Source organism: Pseudomonas syringae group sp. 26L6, from assembly GCF_032587815.1.
Classification (GTDB): domain Bacteria; phylum Pseudomonadota; class Gammaproteobacteria; order Pseudomonadales; family Pseudomonadaceae; genus Aquipseudomonas; species Aquipseudomonas amygdali.
In genome coordinates, this window is the sequence record NZ_JAWHPJ010000057.1 from 82,310 (window position 1) to 99,189 (window position 16,880).

Genomic DNA, 16,880 nt, shown 5'->3' on the forward strand with positions numbered 1-16,880 from the left:
CCGTTCAGATGCCGGGCACGTGGCCGAACAGTTCCTGGACAAAGCTGACCCGCTCCTGCGCAGATTCCTGGCGTCCTTCGAGAGCCAGTTGTTCCAGACGCGCCTCGACGGCCTGGGTGCGGTGGGTCAGGCCACTGTCATTGGCGATCTGAATGTTCAGGCCGGGACGGGCATTGAGTTCCAGAATCAGCGGGCCCTTGTCCTGGTCCAGCACCATATCGACACCGATGTAGCCCAGACCACACAGCTCGTAACACTCGGCGGCAAGCTTCATGAAACCGTCCCAGTTGGGCAGTTGCACGCCGTCTACCGAATGGGTGGTGTCCGGGTGCTTGCTGATGATGTTGTTCAGCCAGGTGCCTTGCAGGGTGACGCCGGTGGCCAGGTCCACACCGACGCCAATCGCGCCCTGATGCAGGTTGGCCTTGCCGCCTGACTGGCGGGTCGGGAGGCGTAGCATGGCCATCACCGGATAGCCCATCAGCACGATGACGCGGATGTCCGGCACGCCCTCATAACTGATGCTTTTGAAGATCGGGTCCGGAACAACCCGGTATTCGATCAGCGCCCGGTCACGGTGGCCGCCCAGTGAATAAAGGCCAGTGAGAATGCTGGACACCTGATGCTCGATTTCCGCGTGGCTGATGATGCGTCCCGAGACGGTGCGAAAACGCTCCTCGAAACGGTCGGCGATGACCAGGATGCCGTCGCCGCCTGCGCCCTGGGCGGGCTTGATGACGAAGTCGCTGTGTGCGCCGATGATATCGTCAAGCCGGTCGATTTCCTTTTCCGTGGAAATCACTCCGTACATTTCCGGCACGTGAATGCCTGCCGCGATGGCCCGCTCCTTGGTGATGATCTTGTCATCGACGACCGGATAAAGGCTGCGCTTGTTGTACTTGAGTACATAGTCTGCGTTACGCCGATTGATGCCCATGATGCCGCGGGCCTCAAGCGCCTTCCAGGTCTTCCACCAGCCGATCATTTAGTCTTTTCCTCTTTCAGAAAAGCCTTGAAGCGCACCAGTTCGGTCAGGCGATAGCCACGGTATCTGCCCATCGCCAGCATGAAGCCGACCAGTATCAATAACACTGCCGGGAAGGTGAAAACGAAATAGGTCAGTTCCGGCACGCTCATGATCAGGTGTGCCAAGGATGCCGCGAACAGCGTGCCGATCGCGACTTTCATGGCGTGGCTGCCGCCGCGCTCTTCCCAGGTAATCGACAGGCGTTCAATGGTCATGGTCAGGATCACCATCGGGAACAGCGCTACCGAAAGCCCGCGTTCGAGCCCCAGCTTGTGGCTGAACAGGCTGATGGCCGCAATCAGCACCACAACGAAGGTCAGTACAACCGACAGGCGCGGCAGCATTTGCAACTTCAGGTGCTCCAGGTACGAGCGCAATGACAAGCCCAGAGCGGTGATCACCGTAAACAGAATAATGCCGAAACCCAGTTGGGTTTCGCGGAACGCCAGGGCAATCAGCACGGGCGTGAAAGTGCCCAGTGTCTGCAGGCCGATCAGGTTGCGCAGGATCAGGATGACCAGTACGCCAATCGGGATCATGACCATGACCATGAAGGTCTGCTGGGTTTGCAGTGGCAGCCCGTAGAGAGAATAGGCAAGGAAGTCGGAGTCTGTGCTGGCGTCGGTCAGTTTGGCGAGACGCATGGCGTTCATTTCACTGTTATTGAGGCTGAACGTGACTTGCACTTTCTTGCCCCCTTCGACACTGACCAGGGCGTCTTCACCGGTCCACCACAACAGGCGATCATCCGGCAGACCGGCTTCACCAGTGTCCGGGTTGAAGTACAGCCATTCCTTGCCATTGAAGCTGCGCAACCAGAGTTCCGGCGTCTGCTGCTCGGCATCCAGGCGAATGGTGTGGGCCTTTTCCAGTGGTACGTGGGCAATCGACAGCAGCAACTCGGTAATCCGGGCCTTGTTGGAGGCTGAGGTATCGCCCGCCAGCAGAAGTTTGACGTTGTCGTCATTCAGGTTGTTGACGCGTTTGATGGCTTCGGTAATGAAGGTTTCCACGTCCGCAGAGTGCTGGCGAATCGGGGCCAGCAGTGCCTCGGCCGCAATTTTTTCGGGGCCTTCGACGGTCATGCTGTCGCGAAAGATCGGCCCTTTGACCTTGGGTTTCTCACCGCTGTAGCGCTTGGTCAGTACCAGGCGGTAATAAAGCGTCTGGTTGCCGGTGGCACGACGGGCAGACCAGGTGACCTTGCGGTTGCCGTCAGCGCGGTTGACGCTGACGCCGTAATTGTTCGAGATGAAGCTTTCATTGAGGCTGATGTAGTCGTGGGCCAGTGGCGGCACGAACATCTGGACCTTCACCGAATCCTTTGGATTGGCGATGAATTCGACTTTGGCGTCGATGTTCCACAGGTCATCGGTTTCGTCTTCGGTGACGGGTATGCCGAGCGCCAGTATCTGATAGGCCGTGATCGCGATGCCCAGGGTTACAAGGGCAGTGATCAGGATCTTCAGATGGAGTGTAAGAGAGCGCATGGGTTTACTCTGCGTTTTGAGCGACGGAAGCGCAGACGGGCTTCCCTGCCGCATATTTAAGACTTGGATCGACCAGCGCATCGAAGCGTTTCAACGCTTCGGAGCCGATCAAAAGCGGATATTGGAAAGCACTTCGGTCAGTCAAGTTCACTTCGATGTTGCGTAAAGCTTCACCCATACAGATATCGAGGTTGATCACCGGACGTGACGAGTATTTGTTTTCTTCATTCGGGTCAACGTCGTCGGCGCGACGCTTGATCTTGCTGACCCGGGCCAGAGGCCGTTCTATGGGGTGTATATGCTTGCTGTCGCTGGCTATATAGAAACGCACCCAGCTTTCGCCATTGCGTTTGAAATGCTTGATATCGCGGGCGCTCAGTGAAGCGGTCTTGGCCCCCGTATCCAGTTTGGCGGCAATCTCGACGTCGATTTCAATGAGGCTGGCGTATTCGTTGAGGCCATAGACTGTCTTGTTGGCGGCCAGGCTGACGCTGGGCAGCAGCAGGCCGGAAAAGAACAGCAGGCAGAGCAGTGTGGGCAGTCTAGTCAGTCTCATAAATCCTGGCGCGATGAGCGAACAACTTCAGGGTCAGGGCGCAAATAGAGTTGACCTGAGGGTGATAGGGCGGGCAGTTCGCAGTCGCCGCTTCGGTGCGGAGCGTGCTGTGCGGACGCGGCGCATTCTAGCATGAAGCCTTGGCGCTGCCAGCGATCAACCTGTATGTCTGTTCAGGTTTTCTTGCAGGAGGCTTTTACGTCCATTTGATATATTGTCGACAATCACCTATTTTATTTTGACTGATTTGCGGTTTATGGCTAGATTTTCGTCTTAACAGACTAAAGGTGTCGACAATGCTGAATGCGGTCGAGAAGGCAGTGGCAGTCGTTGATGATTCGGAAACCCTTTCCGAGAACGTTTTTCGACGCATTCAATCCGCTATTGTGAAAGGCGAGATTGCCCCTGGTAGCAAGATCTCCGAACCGGAACTGGCTCGCACCTACGGCATCAGTCGTGGGCCGTTGCGTGAAGCCATTCACCGGCTCGAAGGGCAGCGACTGGTGGTGCGCGTGCCGCACGTCGGCGCCCGGGTCGTCGCGCTCAGCCATGCCGAGCTCATAGAGCTTTATGAGATCCGTGAGTCTCTGGAAGGCATGGCCTGTCGCCTGGCCGCCGAACGCATGACCCAGGCCGAGATCGATGAGTTGCGGGGCGTCCTTGACACCCATGAGCGCGATGCTGCATTTCAGGCGGGCATCGGCTATTACCAGCAGGAGGGTGATTTCGATTTCCATTACCGGATCATTCAGGGCAGCGGCAATCGTACCCTCAGCCAGATGCTGTGTGGCGAGCTGTACCAACTGGTGCGCATGTACCGCATCCAGTATTCCACAACGCCCAACCGGCCTCGTCAGGCCTTTGCCGAACACCACCGCATTCTCGATGCCATCGCTGATCGCGACGGTGAGCTGGCTGAATTGTTGATGCGCCGCCATATCGGTGCATCCAGACGCAACATTGAGCGCCACTTTCAGGCGGCTCCCGACCGAGGTGAACAATGAGTCACAACAACAGTACTCCCGGCCAGCGTTTCCGCGATGCGGTCGCCAGTGAACAGCCGTTGCAAGTGGTCGGCGCAATCAATGCCAATCATGCGCTGCTCGCAAAACGTGCCGGGTTCAAGGCTATCTACCTTTCTGGCGGCGGCGTTGCAGCAGGTTCACTGGGTATTCCGGACCTGGGCATTACCGGTCTTGAAGACGTGTTGATTGATGTGCGCCGTATCACCGATGTCTGCGACCTGCCGCTGCTGGTGGATGTCGACACCGGTTTCGGTTCTTCGGCGTTCAATGTTGCGCGAACCGTGCGCTCGATGATCAAGGCCGGGGCTGCTGCGATTCACATTGAGGATCAGGTGGGTGCCAAGCGCTGTGGGCATCGCCCGAACAAGGAAATTGTCTCGCAGCAGGAAATGGTCGACCGGATCAAAGCCGCTGTAGATGCACGCACTGACGACAGTTTCGTGATCATGGCGCGCACCGATGCACTGGCGGTCGAGGGGCTGGAGTCGGCACTTGAGCGTGCTGCGGCCTGTATCGAAGCGGGCGCGGACATGGTGTTTCCTGAGGCAATCACCGAACTGGCGATGTACAAGCAATTTGCCAACCGTGCAGGCGTGCCGATCCTGGCCAATATCACTGAATTTGGCGCTACGCCCTTGTTTACCGTCGATGAGTTGCGTGCGGCCGACGTGTCGCTGGTCCTTTACCCGCTTTCTGCCTTCCGTGCCATGAACAAGGCTGCGGAAAATGTTTATGGCGCAATCCGTCGCGATGGCACCCAGAAGAACGTGGTCGACAGCATGCAGACGCGCATGGAACTGTACGACGCCATCGACTACCACACATTCGAGCAAAAACTGGACGCGCTGTTTGCGCAGAAGAAAGGGTAAAAGCACATCTGACTATCGTTCCCACGCTTCAGCGCTCAGCGCTATAAAAAAGTATTGGGGAGCCCTTAATCAGGGCTTCAGGCTTCTGCCCGAAGGGCGTGGGAGCGAACTTGTTCGCGAATTCGGTGTTTCAGGCTATGCATTTTTGGCGATCATACCTGCCCTTTTGCGAACAAGTTCGCTCCCACAGCCTTCGGCCAGAATCAAAAGCGGATTTGTGTACAACGATGAGCACTCCGGCGTTGGCACGATAGCCAGAGTCAGTCCAACATCAAAAAAACAAAATTGGAGAGAACCATGGCTGAAGCAAAAGTATTGAGTGGTGCCGGACTGCGCGGGCAGGTGGCCGGGCAGACGGCGTTGTCCACGGTGGGCATGGCCGGTGCCGGGCTGACCTATCGCGGCTATGATGTGCGCGATCTGGCCGCCGAAGCTCGCTTTGAAGAAGTTGCCTATCTGCTGCTGTACGGCGAACTGCCTGATAAAGCCGAATTGTCTGCCTATATGGACAAACTCAAGGGCCTGCGCGATCTGCCGCAGGCCTTGAAGGAAGTGCTGGAACGCATACCCGCCGACACTCACCCGATGGATGTCATGCGCACGGGTGCCTCCATGCTCGGCACCCTGGAGCCGGAGCGCAGCTTCGATCAGCAGCGCGACTCAACCGACCGTCTGCTCGCAGCGTTCCCGGCGATCATGTGCTACTGGTATCGCTTCAGTCATGACGGCAAGCGTATCGACTGCACCTCCGCAGAAGACTCCATCGGCGGGCATTTTCTGCACCTGTTGCTCGACAAGGCGCCCAGCGAACTGCACCGCAAGGTCATGGACGTCTCGCTGATTCTGTATGCCGAGCACGAATTCAATGCCTCGACCTTCACCGCCCGCGTCTGCGCGTCGACGCTGTCGGACCTGTATTCCTGCGTCACGGCAGCCATCGGCACCTTGCGCGGCCCGCTGCACGGTGGTGCCAACGAGGCTGCAATGGAAATGATTCAGCGCTTCGCCTCGGCTGAAGAGGCCACCAAAGGCACGCTGGGCATGCTGGAACGCAAGGAAAAGATCATGGGCTTTGGCCATGCGATCTACAAGGAGTCCGACCCGCGCAACGAGGTGATCAAGGGCTGGTCGAAGAAACTCGCTGACGAAGTGGGCGATACGGTGCTGTTCCCGGTTTCCGAGGCCATCGACAAGGTCATGTGGGAGCAGAAGAAACTGTTCCCCAACGCCGACTTCTACCATGCCTCGGCGTACCACTTCATGGGAATCCCGACCAAGCTGTTCACACCGATCTTCGTCTGCTCGCGCCTGACCGGCTGGGCCGCCCACGTTTTCGAACAGCGCGCCAACAATCGCATCATCCGTCCGAGCGCCGAGTACACCGGTGTCGAACAGCGCAGCTTCGTGCCCATCGAACAGCGCTGAAAAGGGGGCAGGGGAACCGCTGACGAGTTCCCCACCCGCATTCCGAACATTCCGTGATCGAGTCCCGCAATGAACAGTGAATTCCGCAAAACGCTTCCTGGCACCCGACTGGACTATTTCGATGCGCGCGCAGCGGTCGAGGCGCTCAAGCCCGGCGCTTATGCCATGCTGCCCTATACCTCGCGCGTGCTGGCCGAGAACCTGGTGCGCCGCTGTGATCCTGCGACCTTGAGTGCTTCTTTGACCCAGCTCATCGAGCGCAAGCGTGATCTGGACTTTCCGTGGTTCCCTGCGCGGGTGGTCTGCCACGACATTCTGGGGCAGACCGCACTGGTCGATCTTGCCGGCCTGCGCGATGCAATTGCCTCGCAGGGCGGTGATCCTGCGCAGGTAAACCCGGTGGTGCCGGTGCAGCTAATTGTCGACCATTCGCTGGCAGTGGAATCCGACGGTAATGACCCGCAGGCGTTCGCAAAGAACCGCGCCATCGAAGACCGTCGCAACGAAGACCGCTTTCACTTCATTGACTGGACCAAACAGGCGTTCAAGAACGTCGAAGTGATCCCGCCGGGCAACGGCATCATGCACCAGATCAACCTGGAGAAAATGTCGCCGGTGGTGCAGGTGCTCGACGGCGTAGCCTTTCCCGACACGCTGGTGGGAACAGACAGCCACACGCCACATGTCGACGCGCTGGGCGTGATTGCCATCGGCGTTGGCGGCCTCGAGGCCGAAAACGTCATGCTGGGGCGCGCCTCGTGGATGCGCCTGCCGGACATCATTGGTGTCGAACTGACCGGGCGCCGCCAGCCAGGCATCACCGCCACCGACGTAGTGCTCGCGCTGACCGAATACCTGCGCCAACAGAAGGTGGTTGGCGCTTACCTGGAGTTCTATGGCGCAGGCGCGTCGAGCCTGACCCTGGGCGACCGGGCGACGATCTCCAACATGGCGCCTGAATACGGCGCGACGGCGGCGATGTTCTCCATTGACTCGCAAACCATCGACTACCTGCGTTTGACAGGGCGCGAGGACGAGCAGGTCAAACTGGTCGAGCTGTATGCCCGGCACACTGGCCTTTGGTCGGACAGCCTCAGCGAGGTGCACTACGAGCGGGTGCTGAGTTTCGACCTGTCCAGTGTGGTGCGCAACATGGCCGGGCCCTCCAACCCTCATGCCCGGGTTGCCACCGCCGATCTGGCGGCCAGAGGTATTGCCGGGCAATGGGACGAGGTGCCGGGGCAAATGCCCGACGGCGCGGTGATCATCGCGGCGATCACCAGTTGCACCAACACCAGCAACCCGCGCAACGTCATTGCCGCCGGTCTGCTGGCACGCAACGCCAACCGCCTGGGGCTGCTGCGCAAGCCGTGGGTGAAATCATCGCTGGCACCCGGCTCGAAAACCGTGGCGCTATACCTGGACGCAGCAGGGCTGACCTCGGAGCTGGAGCAACTGGGTTTTGGCGTCGTGGCTTTTGCCTGCACCACCTGCAATGGCATGTCCGGCGCGCTCGATCCGCTGATCCAGCAGGAAATCATCGACCGCGACCTGTACGCCACGGCGGTCTTGTCCGGTAACCGTAATTTCGACGGGCGTATTCACCCCTATGCCAAACAGGCCTTTCTGGCTTCGCCGCCCCTGGTGGTGGCGTATGCCATTGCCGGCACCATCAGGTTCGATATCGAAAACGATGTGCTCGGGATGGCCGATGGCAAAGAGATTCGCCTCAAGGACATCTGGCCGAGCGATGAAGAGATTGATGCCGTGGTGCAGGCGTCGGTCAAGCCGGAGCAGTTTCGTCAGGTCTACATTCCGATGTTCGCCATCGAAGAACACACCGGGCCGAAAGTCGAGCCGCTGTATGACTGGCGCCCGATGAGCACTTACATCCGTCGCCCGCCCTATTGGGAAGGCGCGCTGGCCGGGGAGCGCACGCTCAAGGGCATGCGCGCACTGGCCGTGCTGCCGGACAACATCACCACCGATCATTTGTCACCGTCCAACGCCATTATGCTGGACAGTGCTGCGGGCGAATATCTGGCGAAAATGGGCCTGCCGGAGGAGGATTTCAACTCCTACGCAACCCACCGGGGCGACCACTTGACGGCCCAGCGCGCAACCTTTGCCAACCCGCAACTGGTCAATGAGATGGCGGTGGTCGACGGCAAGGTCAGGAAAGGCTCGCTGACCCGGATCGAACCCGAGGGCGTGGTTACGCGCATGTGGGAAGCCATTGAAACCTACATGGCCCGCAAGCAACCGTTGATCATCATTGCCGGTGCCGACTACGGGCAGGGTTCTTCCCGTGACTGGGCCGCCAAAGGCGTCAGGCTGGCGGGCGTTGAAGCCATTGCCGCAGAAGGTTTCGAGCGTATCCATCGCACCAACCTGGTGGGCATGGGCGTGCTGCCACTTGAGTTCAAACCGGGCACCAGCCGCCTGACTCTGGGCATCGACGGCAGCGAAACATTCGACGTGGTCGGTCAGCGCACACCGCGCGCGACCTTGACGCTGGTGATCCAGCGCCGTAACGGTGAGCGTGTGGAAGTGCCGGTAACGTGCCGTCTGGACACGGCCGAAGAACTCTCCATCTATGAGGCTGGCGGCGTGTTGCAGCGCTTTGCCCAGGATTTTCTAGAGGCTACGACTGGTGCGTGAGGAACGATAAGCGCGCGGAAAAACACTATCGTGCCCATGCTCCGCGTGGGCATGCCGTTCTGGACGCTCTGCGTTCGACTTTGAGCGCTCAGCGCGCTTTTTGAACAGGACAACGAATTCATGGCTCACCCACCACAGATCCGAATCCCCGCCACGTACATGCGCGGAGGCACCAGCAAAGGGGTATTTTTCAGGCTGAATGATCTGCCACAAGCCGCGCAAACGCCCGGTCCGGCCAGGGATGCACTGTTGCTGCGAGTCATCGGCAGCCCAGACCCCTATGAAAAGCAGATCGACGGCATGGGCGGGGCGACGTCGAGTACCAGCAAAACGGTCATTGTGTCGCGTAGTACCAAGGCCGATCACGATGTCGATTACCTGTTCGGTCAGGTGTCCATCGACAAGCCTTTCATCGACTGGAGCGGCAACTGCGGCAACCTGTCGGCGGCCGTCGGCTCGTTTGCTATTGCCAGTGGTCTGCTCGATGCTGGCCGTGTGCCGCAAAACGGCGTCGTCATCGTGCGTATCTGGCAGGCCAATATTGGCAAGACCATCATCGCCCATGTGCCGGTCAGCAACGGCGAGGTGCAGGAAACCGGCGATTTCGAACTGGACGGCGTGACTTTTCCGGCCGCAGAGGTGGCGCTGGAGTTTCTTGATCCGGCAGCGGACGAAGAGGGCGCAGGTGGCTCGATGTTTCCCACCGGCAACCTGGTAGACGACCTTGAAGTGCCCGGTATCGGAACCCTGAAAGCGACCATGATCAACGCGGGTATCCCGACAATTTTCGTCAACGCCGCCGATATCGGCTACAGCGGTACCGAGTTGCAGGGCGATATCAATGGTGATCCGCAGGCGCTCGCCCATCTGGAAACCATTCGCGCCCACGGTGCCGTGCGCATGGGCCTGATTCGTAGCATTGCTGAAGCCGCGACGCGCCAGCACACACCCAAGGTGGCTTTTGTAGCAGCGCCTGCCGATTACCTGTCATCGAGTGGCAAACCTGTTGCGGCAAAGGATATCGATCTGCTGGTGCGTGCCGTATCGATGGGCAAGTTGCATCACGCGATGATGGGCACCGCTGCCGTTGCCATCGGCACTGCCGCCGCCATTCCGGGCACGCTGGTCAGTCTGGCAGCTGGCGGACAGGCGCGCAGTGCGGTGCGCTTCGGTCATCCCTCCGGCACATTGCGGGTCGGCGCGCAGGCTGTTCAGGAGGGCGGTGACTGGAAAGTCACCAAAGCCCTCATGAGCCGCAGCGCCAGAGTGCTGATGGAAGGCTGGGTGCGAGTGCCACAGCAAAACGGCTGAAACAGTCAGCTGCAAAAATCAGTTGATGCGGCTACTTTCAATGGTTATTTGAAGCGGCGCTCCACACCTTTTTCGACCAGCACCTTGGCAGAGATTTCTTCAACCGAAAAGTGCGTGGAGTTGATGTTGGGAATGTTCTCGCGGCGGAACAGGCTCTCTACCTCGCGCACTTCGAATTCACACTGCGCGTAACTGGAATAGCGGCTGTTTGGCTTGCGCTCGTGACGGATTGCGGTGAGGCGGTCCGGGTCGATGGTCAGGCCGAACAGTTTGCTGCGGTGTTCCTTGAGTGCCGCAGGCAGTTGCAGACGCTCCATGTCATCTTCGGTCAGCGGGTAGTTGGCGGCCCGGATACCGAATTGCATGGCCATGTACAGGCAGGTCGGGGTCTTGCCGCAGCGCGACACGCCAACCAGGATGATGTCGGCCTTGTCGTAATAATGCGTCCGCGCGCCGTCGTCGTTGTCCAGCGCGAAGTTGACTGCCTCGATGCGCTCCATGTAGTTGGAGTTATGCCCGATGGAGTGCGATTTGCCCACCGAATAGGAGGAGTGTGAACTAAGCTCCTGCTCCAGCGGGGCAAGGAAGGTCGAAAAGATGTCGATCATGAAGCCGTTGGACGTCGCCAGAATCTCGCGGATGTCCTGATTGACGATCGTGTCGAAGATGATCGGGCGCACATCGTCCTTGTCGGCGGCATTATTGATTTGTTGTACCATCGCCCGCGCTTTCTCGACGCTGTCGATATAGGGCCTGGTGAACTTGTTGAATGTAATGTTTTCAAATTGTGCCAACAGGCTCTGGCCCAGGGTTTCGGCGGTGATACCGGTGCCGTCCGAGATGAAGAAAGCAGATCGTTTCATTTTTGACCCAGGCCTTAAGCAGTTGACGAATTCTGGCTATCATAGGCGTGCCTGCCGGCTCTGAGGGCCTGCAGGTGCATCTTTTTTGAAGGCACGGTTTCAAGGCATGGGCCTGCGCCCGGCCAGACACGCCCGAGGTCACATAACGGTGGCTCGGGTGAATGAGCTTTTCCCAACAACAAACACAGTTAGTGGAGAGATCACCTTGGTAGAGTACGTAGTTTCCCTCGATAAGCTCGGCGTCCATGATGTAGAGCACGTGGGGGGCAAAAACTCGTCCCTCGGCGAGATGATCAGCAACCTCGCAGGTGCTGGCGTCTCAGTGCCCGGCGGCTTCGCGACTACGGCCCAGGCTTACCGTGATTTTCTTGAGCTGAGCGGTCTGAACGATCAGATCCATGCGGCGCTGGACGCGCTCGATGTCGATGACGTCAACGCCCTGGCCCGCACCGGTGCGCAGATTCGCCAGTGGATCATGGAAGCCGAGTTTCCCGAGACGCTCAACGCCCAGATTCGTACTGCATTTGCCGAGCTGTCGGCCGGCAATCCGAACCTGGCAGTGGCGGTGCGCTCTTCCGCGACCGCTGAAGACCTGCCGGATGCCTCGTTCGCAGGCCAGCAGGAAACTTTCCTGAACATTCGCGGTGTCGAGAACGTTATCCGCGCTGCCAAGGAAGTCTTCGCTTCGCTGTTCAATGACCGTGCCATTTCCTATCGCGTGCATCAGGGCTTCGACCACAAGCTGGTCGCGCTGTCGGCTGGAGTGCAGCGTATGGTGCGCTCCGAAACCGGAACGGCGGGCGTTATGTTCACTCTGGACACCGAATCCGGTTTCCGCGATGTGGTGTTCATTACCGGTGCCTACGGCCTGGGCGAGACGGTTGTGCAGGGCGCGGTCAACCCGGACGAGTTCTACGTGCATAAAGACACGCTGGCTGCCGGCCGTCCGGCGATTCTGCGGCGCAATCTGGGCAGCAAGGCCATCAAGATGATTTACGGCGAAGAAGCCAAGGCCGGTCGTTCGGTCAAGGTGATCGACGTAGAGCCTGCTGATCGTGCGCGCTTCTGCCTGACCGATGCCGAAGTCTCGGAACTGGCTAAACAGGCAATGATCATCGAGAAGCACTACAAGTGCCCGATGGATATCGAATGGGCCAAGGACGGTGACGACGGCAAACTGTACATCGTGCAGGCGCGTCCGGAAACCGTGAAAAGCCGCGCCTCGGCCAACGTCATGGAACGTTACCTGCTCAAGGAGACCGGCAAGGTGCTGGTCGAAGGTCGTGCCATCGGCCAGCGCATCGGCGCGGGCAAGGTGCGGATCATCAAGGACGTGTCCGAGATGGACAAGGTCCAGCCTGGTGACGTGCTGGTGTCTGACATGACCGACCCTGACTGGGAACCGGTCATGAAGCGCGCCAGCGCAATTGTCACCAACCGTGGCGGTCGTACCTGCCACGCCGCGATCATCGCGCGCGAGCTGGGCATTCCGGCAGTGGTCGGTTGTGGCAACGCCACTCAGACGCTGCAGGATGGCCAGGGCGTAACGGTCTCCTGCGCAGAGGGCGACACCGGCTACATCTTTGAAGGCGAGCTGGGTTTCGACATCAAGACCAACTCGGTCGATGCGATGCCCGAGCTGCCGTTCAAGATCATGATGAACGTCGGCAACCCGGATCGTGCGTTTGATTTCGCCCAGTTACCCAACGCCGGTGTTGGTCTTGCGCGTCTGGAGTTCATCATCAACCGCATGATCGGCGTGCATCCCAAGGCGCTACTCAACTATTCGCTGCTGCCACCGGAAATCAAGGAAAGTGTCGACAAGCGCATCGCCGGTTACCATGACCCGGTCGGTTTCTACGTCGACAAACTGGTCGAGGGTATCAGCACCCTGGCTGCCGCGTTCACGCCGAAAAAGGTCATCGTGCGCCTCTCGGACTTCAAGTCCAACGAGTACGCCAACCTGATCGGCGGCAAGCTATACGAGCCTGAAGAAGAAAACCCGATGCTGGGCTTTCGAGGTGCGTCGCGCTATATCAGCGAGAACTTCCGCGACTGTTTCGAGCTGGAGTGCCGTGCGCTCAAGCGCGTGCGTGAAGATATGGGCCTGACCAACGTCGAGATCATGGTGCCATTCGTCCGGACGCTGGGTGAGGCGAGTCAGGTCATCGACCTGCTGGCCGCCAATGGCCTGAAACGTGGCGAAAACGGCCTGCGCATCATCATGATGTGCGAGTTGCCGTCCAATGCGATTCTGGCCGAAGAGTTCCTCGAGTATTTCGACGGTTTCTCCATCGGCTCGAACGACCTGACCCAGCTGACACTTGGCCTTGATCGCGACTCCGGCGTGATTGCTCACCTGTTCGACGAGCGTAACCCTGCGGTCAAGAAGTTGCTGTCCAATGCCATTCAGGCGTGCAACAAGGCGGGCAAGTACATCGGCATCTGCGGACAAGGTCCTTCCGATCATCCGGATCTGGCGCGCTGGCTGATGGATCAAGGGATAGAGAGCGTATCGCTCAACCCTGATTCGGTGCTGGAAACCTGGTTCTTCCTCGCCGAGGCGCAGGCACCTGTCTGAGGCGACACGGCCTTCGTGTGACGCGAGGGTGGCCTGAACCGTCATTTGGTTCAGGTGTTTGAAAAAGGCGGTTTCTTCGGAAGCCGCCTTTTTTATGGCGTGCCGCGATAGCCCCGGAGCGCGTTGTTTCATACCGTCTGTCAAGCCAGATAAAGAGTGATATGCAAAGCAGTAGCCAGCTTTTTCCCGTTGCCTTGATCAGCGCCGAGCGTCGCGGCGACCTTGTCGAGGACGTCTACCGTCTCAAGCCGGCCAACAGCCCCGACCCCAGCGTCGAGCTGGTGGTGACCCGACTGGGGCTGGTCGATCAGCCCGACGTGCGCGGCATCCCGGTGATTCTGCTGCATGGCAGTTTTTCCAACCGGCGCTTCTGGTATTCGCCCAAAGGTATCGGTCTGGGGCCGTATCTCGCGCGTGCCGGTTATGACGTATGGATCCCGGAAATGCGCGGGCACGGCTTGTCGGCACGCAACCAGAACTACCGCGCCAATTGTGTGGCTGACTATGCCCGTTTCGACGTGCCCGCCATTGCCGCTTTTGTCTGTGAGCAAAGTGGTCAGATACCGCACTGGATGGGGCACTCGCTGGGCGGCACAACCCTGGCGGCGGCCTTGGGCGGCCAGTACCTGGGGCCGCACACTGCAGCGTCGGTGGCGCTATTCGGCAGTCAGGTCAGCCGCACGTACTGGCCGCTGAAAATTCCGCCGCTGCAATGGTCCGCGCGGCTGTTGCTCAGGTCCTTCGAACATGTTTCAGGGCCGCGTTTCAAGCGTGGGCCGGAAGACGAGCCAATAGGGCTGGTGCTGGAAAGCCTGCGCTGGCACGGGCTGTTCGGGCGTTTTGGCGAGCGCGACAACAACTGGTGGGCCGGGCTGAAGGAGGTTCAGGTGCCGGTGCTGGCCGTTGCTGCGGCTGGCGATCATCAGGACCCGGTGTGGGCCTGTCGCACGCTGTTTGATCAGATCGGCGCAGCGCAGCACAAACAGTTTCTTTGCCTGGGGCGCGAGCACGGTTTTGACGAAGACTTCGACCATGTGCGCATGCTGGTCAGCAAGGCCGCGCAGCAACAAGTCTGGCCGCGGGTCATCGAGTGGCTGAACGGGCAGTCTGTTCCTGAACAGGTTGTAGAGTTTCAGGCGGCGGTGGGCAGTTAGCGGTTAAAGTCGCTATGGTTAGCGTCAGCCGGTCGCGCCTGATTCATCAGGCCGATCCGTACCATTCGCGAGACAGGAGTTGACCTTATGCACTACATCACCCCCGATCTGTGTGACGCCTATCCGGACCTGATTCAGGTCGTGGAGCCGATGTTCAGCAATTTTGGCGGTCGCGATTCGTTTGGCGGCCAGATCGTCACCGTTAAATGTTTCGAAGACAACTCGCTGGTCAAGGAGCAGGTCGAGCTCGACGGCAAGGGCAAGGTGTTGGTGGTCGACGGTGGTGGGTCGCTGCGTTGTGCCTTGCTCGGTGACATGCTGGCAGAGAAAGCGGCCAGAAGCGGCTGGGAAGGCATGTTGATTTACGGTTGCATCCGCGATGTTGACGTCATCGCGCAGACCGACCTGGGTGTTCAGGCGTTGGCCAGCCATCCGAAAAAAACCGAGAAACGCGGAATCGGTGACCTGAATGTGTTGGTCACCTTCGGTGGCGTGACCTTCCGTCCGGGAGAGTATCTGTATGCCGACAACAATGGCGTCATCATTTCCCCTTCACCCCTGACCATGCCGGAATAAGCGAAATATCCATGTTCGATGAAGCAAACGCGCAGTGGGGGCTGGTTCATGCCCTTGTGTTGGACGGTAAAGGCGGGGCGCGTTTCATCGCTCGAACCGAGTTGCAGGACCTTGAGCTGCAGCCGCAGGAAAGTCTGTGGCTGCATTGGGATCGCAGTCATCCGCAGACCCATACCTGGCTGCGTACCGGTAGTGGTCTGAGCGAATTTGCCTGCGACCTGCTGCTTGAAGAGAACACCCGGCCGCGCCTGCTGCCGTTGCCGGAGCAAGAGTTGCTGCTGTTTCTGCGCGGGGTGAACCTCAACCCCGGTGCCGAACCGGAAGACATGGTCTCGGTGCGCATTTTTGCCGCTGCTCAGCGGGTGATCTCGCTGCGTCTGCGTCCTCTGCGGGCCACTGAGGAACTGATCGAGATGCTGGGGCAGGGTAAAGGCCCCACCAGTGCCTCGGAGCTGATCCTGTACCTGGCGCAATACCTGACCGACAAGGTCCAGGATCTGGTCGGCGAACTCACCGAATCGGTCGATGAAGAGGAAGAAAAGACCGACGCCGACGAACGGTACAGTCCCGAGCACGGCAAGCTGCTGCATATTCGTCGACGCGCAGCCGGTCTGCGCCGGTTTCTCGGGCCGCAGCGCGATATTTATGGCCAGCTCTCGCGGATCAAACTGTCGTGGTTCGCCCATGACGACGCCGATTACTGGAATGAGCTGAACAACAGCCTGACGCGTTATCTGGAAGAGCTCGAGCTGACCCGTGAGCGGGTAGGGCTGTTGCTGGAGTCCGAAGACAGGCGCTTGCGCGAGCACATGAACCGCACCATGTACCGTTTCGGGATCATTACCGGTATCTTCCTGCCCATGAGTTTTCTCACCGGTTTGCTGGGTATCAATGTTGGCGGCATACCCGGTTCTGACAGTTCATACGGCTTTCTGGTGGCGTGCTCGCTGATTGTCGCGCTGGCCGTCGGGCAGTGGTGGCTATTCAAGCGATTGCGCTGGGTATAAGCGTGGGCTTGTCCGGGTTTTTGATGGGCGTGTGTGACTTGTTGTTTTCGCGTCGCGTCTTTGACTGACATTACGTGAGGTGCCTGATGCACGATCCGTTTGAAGAATCTTTACGCGACATGCTCAATTCTTCATCCTCCAGCCGGGATGATGACGCATGTCTGGGACGCGTCCTGAAAACCGCCAATCGCCAGGTCGGTGCCGGTGTGTTGTTCGGGTTGCTGGGCCGTTGGTCAGAGGCACTGATGATCGCCGTGAACAACGGCTCTGCCCACGTCTCTCCTGTTTCTCGCCGCACCATTCCGGGTGCCCGTTCTATCGATAAGGCTGATTGA

The 16,880-nt window shown here is 59.2% G+C and carries 14 protein-coding genes; 10 read left to right on the top strand and 4 right to left on the bottom strand.

Annotated elements, in window-relative coordinates; genetic code table 11:
- Nucleotides 1-4 precede the first annotated feature (4 nt).
- From RYA97_RS25280 to RYA97_RS25290, 3 genes are read right to left on the bottom strand one after another with little or no spacing between them, the layout of a single operon-like run.
- Nucleotides 5-982, bottom strand: coding sequence for an alpha-L-glutamate ligase-like protein (locus tag RYA97_RS25280; RefSeq protein WP_161794680.1), 978 nt, complete (start codon nucleotides 980-982; stop codon nucleotides 5-7).
- On the bottom strand, nucleotides 982-2,517 hold the full coding sequence (locus RYA97_RS25285) for an inactive transglutaminase family protein (RefSeq protein ID WP_004659234.1): 1,536 nt from the start codon (nucleotides 2,515-2,517) through the stop codon (nucleotides 982-984). The genes RYA97_RS25280 and RYA97_RS25285 overlap by 1 nt, the downstream gene beginning before the upstream one ends.
- A gap of 4 nt (nucleotides 2,518-2,521) precedes the next feature.
- The gene (locus RYA97_RS25290) at nucleotides 2,522-3,073 is read right to left on the bottom strand and encodes an ATP-dependent zinc protease (RefSeq protein ID WP_004664760.1); all 552 of its coding nucleotides are present in this window, start codon (nucleotides 3,071-3,073) and stop codon (nucleotides 2,522-2,524) included.
- Nucleotides 3,074-3,369: 296 nt separating this feature from the next.
- Between RYA97_RS25290 and RYA97_RS25295 the strand changes: the two genes are divergently transcribed.
- From RYA97_RS25295 to prpF, 5 genes are all read left to right on the top strand, one after another.
- Nucleotides 3,370-4,077, top strand: a complete 708-nt coding sequence (locus tag RYA97_RS25295; protein ID WP_316893306.1) for a GntR family transcriptional regulator — start codon at nucleotides 3,370-3,372, stop codon at nucleotides 4,075-4,077.
- A complete protein-coding gene (gene prpB / locus RYA97_RS25300; RefSeq protein WP_316893308.1) occupies nucleotides 4,074-4,967 on the top strand; it encodes a methylisocitrate lyase in 894 nt (297 codons plus the stop codon). Before RYA97_RS25295 ends, prpB begins: the two co-directional genes overlap by 4 nt.
- Before the next feature lie 297 nt (nucleotides 4,968-5,264).
- Entirely contained in the window at nucleotides 5,265-6,392 is a 1,128-nt protein-coding gene (gene prpC, locus RYA97_RS25305) for a 2-methylcitrate synthase (protein WP_004659242.1), read from the top strand.
- A 69-nt stretch (nucleotides 6,393-6,461) separates the two neighbouring features.
- Nucleotides 6,462-9,053, top strand: a complete 2,592-nt coding sequence (gene acnD, locus RYA97_RS25310) for a Fe/S-dependent 2-methylisocitrate dehydratase AcnD (protein WP_046835257.1) — start codon at nucleotides 6,462-6,464, stop codon at nucleotides 9,051-9,053.
- Nucleotides 9,054-9,173: 120 nt separating this feature from the next.
- Nucleotides 9,174-10,364 (top strand): 2-methylaconitate cis-trans isomerase PrpF, encoded by a 1,191-nt coding sequence (prpF, locus tag RYA97_RS25315; protein WP_005746080.1) that lies wholly within the window; start codon nucleotides 9,174-9,176, stop codon nucleotides 10,362-10,364.
- Nucleotides 10,365-10,408: 44 nt separating this feature from the next.
- Here prpF and RYA97_RS25320 read toward each other — a convergent pair whose 3' ends face one another.
- Nucleotides 10,409-11,227 (bottom strand): pyruvate, water dikinase regulatory protein, encoded by an 819-nt coding sequence (locus tag RYA97_RS25320; RefSeq protein WP_002553036.1) that lies wholly within the window; start codon nucleotides 11,225-11,227, stop codon nucleotides 10,409-10,411.
- Between the two features lie 205 nt (nucleotides 11,228-11,432).
- Between RYA97_RS25320 and ppsA the strand changes: the two genes are divergently transcribed.
- The 5 genes from ppsA (at nucleotide 11,433) to RYA97_RS25345 (ending at nucleotide 16,880) form a co-directional block, all read left to right on the top strand.
- The gene (ppsA, locus tag RYA97_RS25325; RefSeq protein WP_046835258.1) at nucleotides 11,433-13,808 is read left to right on the top strand and encodes a phosphoenolpyruvate synthase; all 2,376 of its coding nucleotides are present in this window, start codon (nucleotides 11,433-11,435) and stop codon (nucleotides 13,806-13,808) included.
- A gap of 161 nt (nucleotides 13,809-13,969) precedes the next feature.
- Complete coding sequence (locus tag RYA97_RS25330) at nucleotides 13,970-14,962, top strand: alpha/beta fold hydrolase (protein WP_002553038.1); 993 nt, start codon at nucleotides 13,970-13,972, stop codon at nucleotides 14,960-14,962.
- A gap of 87 nt (nucleotides 14,963-15,049) precedes the next feature.
- Nucleotides 15,050-15,538, top strand: coding sequence for a ribonuclease E activity regulator RraA (rraA, locus tag RYA97_RS25335; protein ID WP_004659258.1), 489 nt, complete (start codon nucleotides 15,050-15,052; stop codon nucleotides 15,536-15,538).
- Between the two features lie 11 nt (nucleotides 15,539-15,549).
- Nucleotides 15,550-16,545: a zinc transporter ZntB gene (locus RYA97_RS25340; RefSeq protein WP_002553040.1), complete on the top strand. Its 996-nt coding sequence runs from the start codon at nucleotides 15,550-15,552 to the stop codon at nucleotides 16,543-16,545.
- A gap of 86 nt (nucleotides 16,546-16,631) precedes the next feature.
- Entirely contained in the window at nucleotides 16,632-16,880 is a 249-nt protein-coding gene (locus RYA97_RS25345; RefSeq protein ID WP_002553041.1) for a hypothetical protein, read from the top strand.